Here is a 7713-nt window from a genome sequence, read left to right as displayed (position 1 = left end):
CCGCCGTCGCCGGTCCAGCGTCGCCGCGGCCTCCTCGGAGGGTGAGGCCGCCGGTTCCCCGGTCGTCGTCGCCGGCGAGGAGGGCGGGGCCGCTCGGACGCGGCGCCGTCGTCGCCGGGGCGGGCGCGGGCGTGGTGGCGCGGGCGAGGCCGGCGCCGAGGTCGGCGAGTCCGCCGAGGACTAGTTCTGGCTGGCCGGGCCGCTCCGACGCATCGTCGTCGGGGCGGCCCGACGCATTTTCGGGCCGTTTTCGGCGAAGGTATCGCGACCTTCCGGACTTATGCCCCGACGGGGTATAAGTTCGATAAGTCGTGGCGCGCCAGCGCCCGACTTATCGGTGCCGATCTTGGCACGGCGGCGCTGGCAGGGAGGCCCCCCAGGGCCGACCGGTCACTGACGGGAGCAACGGAGCCCTGGTTGCACGGACCGGAGCCATGCATTTGGCTCTTCGATCACGGCACGTCGACGGTGAACTCCGCGCGATGGACCTGTCCCGCTTTCTGGAACTCGAAGTACATGCGGTAGCGGCCCGGGCTCGGCGCGGACAGCCAGAACTTCACCGCGCCGCCCACCAGCTGGTCCTCCGGGTGCACGTGCAGGTAGCCGAGGTCGCCGTCGCGGACCACGACCAGATGGCCGTAGGCGGCCAGGTAGCGCTCCAGGTCCGTCACCGGGGCGCCGCCGGCGAAGACGCGGAACGACAGCGGCTGGGTGGCGTTGACCTGCGGCGTGCCCTCCAGCGTGACCGTGAAGGCGTCCGCCTCGACCGTACGCGCCGGCGGCGGCAGCGCCACCGGACTGTAACTGCCCGCGACCGTCGCATCGACGGCGAGTGCCAGCGGGACCTGCTGGCCGGTCGCGTCCAGCGTGATGAAGTCGGTGTAGAGGCGCCAGATGCCCGGGGTGGGCAGGGTGAGCGGGATCGTCCAGGTGCCGTCGGGGGCCATCGCCGGGTGCAGGTGCTGGAAGCCCGACAAATCGTGCCGTACGGCGATGAAGTGCAGGTTCTTGTCGTGGTTCGTGACGTATCGGGTGACGGGCTTGCCGTCCGGGCCGAGGATCTTGAAGGCGAACTGCTGCTCGCTGCCGGCCGCGAAGGTCGGGGGCTGGGCCGGGACCAGCGTGAAGCCGCCCGCGCTCAGCGAGAAGCCGCCCAGGTCGCCGACGACCGCGCCGCCGTGGGAGTGCGACGGGATCGCGGTCGCGGCCGGAGCGGGGGCCTGAGCCTCGCTGCGGGCGTCCGTGGAGCGTGCGATGACGAAGCCCAGGAGCAGGGCGGCGACCAGCCCCACCGCGACGAACGGACCCTTCAGCGCCATGGCAGCCACCCTACCGACCCACTCCAGCGGGGGAATTTAGGTTACTTATGTCCAAATTGCGGCGTTAGGGGCACGTGGGGTTTTGTCGCAAGAACTTGCGCAGCACCGCATCGCTCGTCGTCGCTGGACTCATTCTCCTGGCGGCGCCGGGGGCCGGGCACGCGGATCCCTCCGCGGACCGGCAACGGGTGCTCGCCAATGCCTGGCAGGAGCTCGAGGGCGTCATCGAACGGTACAACGCCGTCGCCGACGACCTGCGGGCCACCGATGCGCGCCTCGGGCAGGTGACCGCGCGCCTGGGTCCGCTGCAGACGCAGGTCGATGCCGCCCAGAAGGAGACCAACGAGGCGGCGGCCGCGCTCTATCGCAGCGGCGGCGCGGTCGGCTCGACGGCAGCGCTGATCACCGCCCAGTCTCCGGAGTCGTGGATGGACCAGCTGGCGATGCTGGACCAGATCGCGCGGCGCCGCTCGGGGGGCCTCCGCGCGCTGCAGGCCGCCCAGGACGACCTGAACAAGCAGAAGACCGAGTTGTCGGTACTGCGTGAGCGCCAGCGATCGCAGCAGCTCGAGCTCGGGCAGCGCAAGAGCACCATCGAGACCCAGCTGCGCCGGCTCGGCGACCGGCGGGTGGCGCGGGTGCCCTCCGGGGCGCTGCACGACGGCTTCGTGCCGGCGTTCACCGACGACGCCGCCGGGCGGGCCGTGCGCTTCGCCTACAACCAGCTGGGCAAGGTGTACCAGTGGGGCGCCGACGGCCCGAACACGTACGACTGCTCGGGGCTCACGATGGCCGCCTGGAAGGCCGCGGGAGTGACGCTGCCGCACAACGCGGCCCGCCAGAAACAGACCGTCAAGCCGATCACGCGGGCCGAGCTGCGCCCCGGCGACCTGGTCTTCTACTACAAGGACGTGAGCCACGTCGGCATCTACATCGGTGACGGGCGGGTGATCGAGGCGCCCCGGGCCGGGGAACGTATCTCCATGCGACTGCTCGACTACGCTCCGGTCGTCGGGTTCGGCCGTCCGCAGTACGAATAGCGTTTCTGTCACACCCCGTTGCTAGCGTCGACCCGTGCGACAGGAAGCCTCGGACATTCTCAAGAAGCTCGCCGGCCCCGCCGCCGAGCTGCGCGAAGATCAGTGGACGGCCATCGAGGCGCTGGTGGCCGGGCACCGCCGGGTGTTGTGCGTGCAGCGCACCGGGTGGGGCAAGTCGGCGGTGTACTTCGTGGCCACCGCCCTCCTGCGGGCCCGCGGTGCCGGCCCGACGGTGATCGTGTCGCCGCTGATCGCGCTCATGCGCAACCAGACCGACGCGGCGGCCCGGGCCGGGATCGTGGCGCGGACCATCAACTCGGCCAACCTCGAGGAGTGGGACGCGATCACCGACGAGATCGCGGCCGGCTCGGTCGACGTGCTGCTGGTCAGCCCGGAGCGGCTGAACAACCCCGGCTTCCGCGACGACGTGCTGCCCAAGCTGGCGGCGACGACGGGCCTGCTGGTGGTCGACGAGGCGCACTGCGTCTCCGACTGGGGCCACGACTTCCGGCCCGACTACCGGCGGCTGCGCACCCTGCTGCTCGACCTCGCCCCCGGCACGCCGGTCCTGGCCACCACGGCCACGGCCAACGCGCGAGTCACCGCCGACGTCGCCGAACAGCTCGGCGACGCGCTGGTGTTGCGCGGCTCGCTCGACCGGGAGTCGCTGCGGATGGGGGTCCTCACCCTGCCGTCCCCGTCGCACCGCCTGGCCTGGCTCGGCGAGCACCTGCGCGACCTGCCCGGCTCCGGCATCATCTACACGCTGACGGTGGCCGGCGCCGAGGAGACGGCGGCGTTCCTGCGCGGGCAGGGGTACGAGGTCGCGGCGTACACGGGCCGCACCGAGAACGCCGACCGCCTCGGCGCCGAGTCCGACCTGATCGGCAACCGGATCAAGGCCCTCGTCGCCACCTCCGCGCTCGGCATGGGCTTCGACAAGCCCGACCTGGGCTTCGTCGTGCACCTGGGCGCCCCGTCCTCGCCCATCGCGTACTACCAGCAGGTCGGCCGGGCCGGCCGCGCGGTCGCCAAGGCCGACGTGCTCCTGCTGCCGGGCCGCGAGGATGCGGACATCTGGCGGTATTTCGCCTCCCTCGCCTTCCCGCCCGAGCACCAGGTCCGCCAGGTCCTCGACGTGCTCGCCAACGCCGGCCGCCCCCTCTCCACGATGGCGCTGGAGCCCCAGGTCGAGCTCCGCCACAGCCGCCTCGAGCTGATGCTCAAGGTGCTCGACGTCGACGGCGCCGTCCGCCGGGTCAGCGGCGGCTGGGTCGACACTGGCATCCCCTGGCAGCACGACACCGAGCGCTACGCCCGGGTCGCCGCCGCCCGCACGGCCGAGCAGGAGGCGATGCTGCGGTACACGTCGCTGACCTCCTGCCGCATGGAGTTCCTGCGCCGGCAGCTCGACGACCCGGAGGCCACCCCGTGCGGGCGCTGCGACACGTGCGCCGGCCCGTGGTACGCGACCGAGGTCTCCCCCGCCGCCCTGGACGCCGCCCGGGCCCACCTGGGCCGGGCCGGCGTCGAGATTCCGCCCCGCAAGCAGTGGCCCACCGGCCTGGCCGCCATCGGCATCGGCCTCTCCGGCAAGATCCCGGCCGCCGAGCAGACGCTCCCGGGCCGCGCCATCGGCCGCCTGAGCGACCTCGGCTGGGGCGACCGCCTCCGCAACCTGCTGGCCGGCCCCGACGTCCCCATCCCCGACGAGATCTTCACCGGCGTCGTGTCCACCCTCGCCGAATGGTCCAAGGGCGACTCCCCCTGGCCCCAGCGCCCCACCGGCGTCGTCGTCCTCGGCTCCCGCCACGCCCCCCAGCTGGTCGGCTCGCTGGGCGCACGCATCGCCGAGGTCGGCCGCCTGCCCCTCCTCGGCACCATCCCCGCCGCCCCGGCCACGGAGACCGCCTCGCGCACCAACAGCGCCCAGCGGGTCCGCGCGCTGCACGACGCCTTCACCGTCCCGGCCGACCTGGCGGACGCCGTGCAGGCCGCCCCGGGCCCGGTACTCCTGGTCGACGACATGGTCGACACCGGCTGGACCCTCGCCCTGGCCGCCCGAGCCCTGATCCAGTCCGGCGCGAAAGGAGTCCTGCCCTTCACCCTGGCCCTGACCGCCTGACCAAAACGCCGGGCACGGCAATGGGCCTGCACCCAGCGCACGCCCACGGAAGCTGACTGCAGATCCGCCGCAGGTCTCGCCGCCATGATCGCGCCCGGCGAGCCCAGCAGGGATTTGCCCGGCGACGATCGGCGCGCAGCCGCTCGAACTCCGCGATCGCCGCGGCTGTGCGGCCCGCCGCGTGGGCACGTGCGAGGCTGGCGCGGGCGGTCAGGGTGCTGCTTCGCAAGGGTGACCGCACTTTGTGCCACACACCCAGGCAGACGGAGCCGCGGATCGTGCCGCCATGCGGGCCGACGAATCGGCCAGGCCGCCAACGATCCACGCCACCGCCACCGCCGCCGACCTCTGCGGGCCGGGCGGCTGGCGTGGCGGAGGGTCGGGCGGCACACTGCGGCTCTGCTCCACGGACTGGCCTTCGTCGAGCGCTCCGACGGCGGCGCGGCGCGGCCGCACGTGTCGAGCCCGGGGTCGACCGGTGATGCGTCGAGCCGTGGCCGACCTCGGCGGGACACACACACCGAGAAGGTTGGCGTCGGTCTCGTCGTCCAGCGCGAGCCTCTGGCGAACGGGGGTGGAGTCGCGTCGTCACACCCCCTGACAAACGCCAGAACACGAGTATGATTCGCGTCCACTATGACCAGCACCACACTTGTCGCCGGGTTCCTTCGTTCGCGCGGGGCGGCGCCGCAGATTCGTGCCGCCGCGGCCGCGGTCGTCGTACTCATCGCCGTTGTGGTGGTTGCCGCCGTATCGGACCCCTCGGGCCTGCTCGCGCCGATCGGCGGTCGCGGGCTGCCGATGCTGGGTTCGGGCGGCGTCTACCGCTGGGCGCCGCTCGTGGTCGGTCTCCCGGTCCTGCTTGCCGGCACTGCCGTCCCCGCCTTCCTGGTCGCCAAGCACTCGCCGGCCAGGTGGGTGTTCGCCGCCACGTGGATCGCGGTGGTCGGCGCCGGTGCCTGGGCGACGGCCGCGAGCGGTTTCGCGTCGGCCCTTCCGATGCTGGGCCCGCACCTGTCGGTCGGCTCGGCCCTGGAGTACGCGCTCAGCACGAGCGGCTTCGCGGCGATCAAGTTCATCCTCGTCGGCCCGCTGGTCGCGGCCGGCGCGGCGCTCGCGGCCCGGTTCGGGCCGCGAGCTGTGTCCGGCGCCGAGATCGCCGAGGTCGAGTCGTCCCCGGCCGGCCTTTCGGTGACGGTCATGGTGGCGGTGACCGGTCTGGCAGCGATTGGACCGGCGGCTCACTGGTGGCGTGGGGGGCCGGTCGGCTACTCGTTCGCCGGATTCGTGGTCGCACCGAGCGCGGCTAACGGCGTGTTCGGCTTCCTCGCAGGCGTGGCGGTGTTTCTGGCGGTGTTCGCCGGGGCCGTGCGGGTGGCGCAGCGGCGGCTGCCTCAGGCCGGCCCGCTGGCGGTGTCGGTGACCGCGGGCCTGGCGTCGGTGGTGGCGGGCCTCGGCCTCGGGGTGGTCGACGCCGTCGTCGCCGCGTTGCCCTGGTCGGACCGCCTCTCCGGCGCCGGGCCCGACCAATGGTGGCTCGCCACCTCACTGATCAGCGTCGCGACCGGCGTCGGCTACGGTGCGGTGGTCGGTCTCATCGGCGCTGTCGCGGTCGCGGTGGGATGGCGCCTGCGATCGCGGTTGGCGCTGGTCGCGGCGATCGGCGTGCTCGTGCTGGCGCTCGCGCCCGTGATCGGGGCGTCAGCTCCCTCCGGGCCGCCGACGGTCGGGGCGGTCGAGGCGTCCGGCGGCATGGAGTACCTCCGGGTACTCCCGGCACGCGCCAAGGACGAGCTCGCCACGATCGGCGATGTCACCGGCCGGCAGGTCATCCTCCGGGGCGTCAACGTGAACCAGCTGATCGACTACTACCTGCGCGATCCGGCCGTTCCGGCGACGCAACCGCTGACCGATGGTGACTTCGAGCAGATGGCGGCGATGGGCTTCAACGTGATCCGGCTCGGCCTGTCATGGTCCCGGCTGGAGCCCCAGCGCGGCACGTTCGACGAGTCCTACCTCCGGCAGATCCGCGCCGCGGTGGCCGGGGCGAAGGCCCACGGGATCTACACCGTCCTGGACATGCATGAGGACGCGTGGGGCAACGCGATCGCCCGCCCGTCCGAGCGGTGCGGCGGCGGGACGACTCCGACCACCGGCTGGGACGGCGCACCCGCGTGGGCGACCATCACCGACGGGACCGCGCACTGCCAGTTCCTGGCCCGCGACCTGGCACCGGCGGTGGCGACGGCATTCGGGAACTTCTACACGGACCGTGACGGCATCCAGAGCGAGCTCGTCCGCACGTGGGCGTTCGTCGCACAGGCCTTCGCCGATGAGCCCGCCGTCGCCGGCTACGACCTGCTCAACGAGCCCGGGATCGGAGCCGGGCCGCCGATCAGCTCGGGGCTGCTGCTCGGCCGGTACTACGACGCCGCGATCACGGCCATCCGCCAGGCCGAGCGGGCCGCCGGCGGGCACACCCACCTCGTCTTCTTCGAGCCGAGCGTCCTGTGGTCGGGCCTCGGATTCGACGTGGCCCCGGCGCCCGGCTTCACCGGCGACCGGCAGTTGGTGTTCGCCCCGCACCCGTACAGCGAGTCCATCAGCATGGATCAGGGCCTGGGCTTGACGATCGCGTCCATCGAGCGGAACCTCGCCACGTCGGCCCGCGCCGCCCGCGCGTACAGGGCCGCGCTGTGGTTCGGCGAATGGGGCTGGTTCGGCGACCCCGGAGTGGACGATGCCAAGGTGCGGCGCTTCGTGGCGGCCCAGGACCGGCTCGGCGCCGGCGGTGCGTTCTGGGTGTGGCGGCAGGGATGCGGCTCGCCGGAAACCGCTGCCGATGCCACGACCTCCGGGAACCTGGTCTCGGTCGACTGCCGCACCGGTGAGTCGGCCCCGCCCCCGTCGGCCTTCGCCCAACCGTTGTCGAGGGCCTTCCCGCGAGCGTTGCCCGGCCGGCTGGACTCGCTCACCTCGGGCCCGGACGGCGAGCTGCGGATCGCCGCCACCGCCGCCGACGATCCCGTGAACTGCCTCGTCGACATCTGGGTGCCCGGCAACGCGATGCCCCACCTGACGACAACGGGGGTTGCCAATCCGTCGTCGGAGCAGGTGACGGGCGGCTGGCGGATCACCGGCTGCGCCCGCGGCGCCTACACCGTGACGGCGACCCCTTAGGACGGCGCTTGTGACACGACAGAACGGGTCGGTGCGTTTTGGCGCGACG

At 72.9% G+C, this 7713-nt stretch carries 5 protein-coding genes; 4 read left to right on the top strand and 1 reads right to left on the bottom strand.

Annotation, left to right across the window (positions count from 1 at the left end; all coding sequences use genetic code 11):
- Positions 1–184 (top strand): hypothetical protein (locus tag ABD352_RS30310; protein ID WP_344615932.1); only part of this gene is annotated, 184 nt, incomplete at its 5' end.
- A 268-nt stretch (positions 185–452) separates the two neighbouring features.
- Here ABD352_RS30310 and ABD352_RS30305 read toward each other — a convergent pair.
- On the bottom strand, positions 453–1319 hold the full coding sequence (locus ABD352_RS30305; RefSeq protein ID WP_344615931.1) for a hypothetical protein: 867 nt from the start codon (positions 1317–1319) through the stop codon (positions 453–455).
- A gap of 95 nt (positions 1320–1414) precedes the next feature.
- Here ABD352_RS30305 and ABD352_RS30300 point away from each other — a divergent pair, with 95 nt between their 5' ends.
- The 3 genes from ABD352_RS30300 (at position 1415) to ABD352_RS30290 (ending at position 7664) form a co-directional block, all read left to right on the top strand.
- Positions 1415–2359 (top strand): C40 family peptidase, encoded by a 945-nt coding sequence (locus ABD352_RS30300; RefSeq protein ID WP_344615930.1) that lies wholly within the window; start codon positions 1415–1417, stop codon positions 2357–2359.
- 34 nt (positions 2360–2393) lie between these two features.
- The gene (locus ABD352_RS30295) at positions 2394–4484 is read left to right on the top strand and encodes a RecQ family ATP-dependent DNA helicase (RefSeq protein WP_344615929.1); all 2091 of its coding nucleotides are present in this window, start codon (positions 2394–2396) and stop codon (positions 4482–4484) included.
- A gap of 636 nt (positions 4485–5120) precedes the next feature.
- Positions 5121–7664 carry a cellulase family glycosylhydrolase gene (locus ABD352_RS30290; RefSeq protein WP_344615928.1) on the top strand — a complete coding sequence of 848 codons (2544 nt, stop codon included), beginning with the start codon at positions 5121–5123 and terminating at the stop codon, positions 7662–7664.
- Positions 7665–7713: the final 49 nt, after the last annotated feature.

The organism is Dactylosporangium salmoneum, from assembly GCF_039532525.1.
Taxonomy (GTDB): domain Bacteria; phylum Actinomycetota; class Actinomycetes; order Mycobacteriales; family Micromonosporaceae; genus Dactylosporangium; species Dactylosporangium salmoneum.
Note: the sequence above shows the minus strand (reverse complement) of the source record. Positions and strands in the feature narration are given on the sequence as shown.

Bases quoted from the DNA above. Each gene is read 5' to 3' on its own strand.
- ABD352_RS30290 (WP_344615928.1), top strand. From the start codon at position 5,121: ATGACCAGCACCACACTTGTCGCCGGGTTCCTTCGTTCGCGCGGGGCG.
- ABD352_RS30305 (WP_344615931.1), bottom strand. From the start codon at position 1,319: ATGGCGCTGAAGGGTCCGTTCGTCGCGGTGGGGCTGGTCGCCGCCCTG.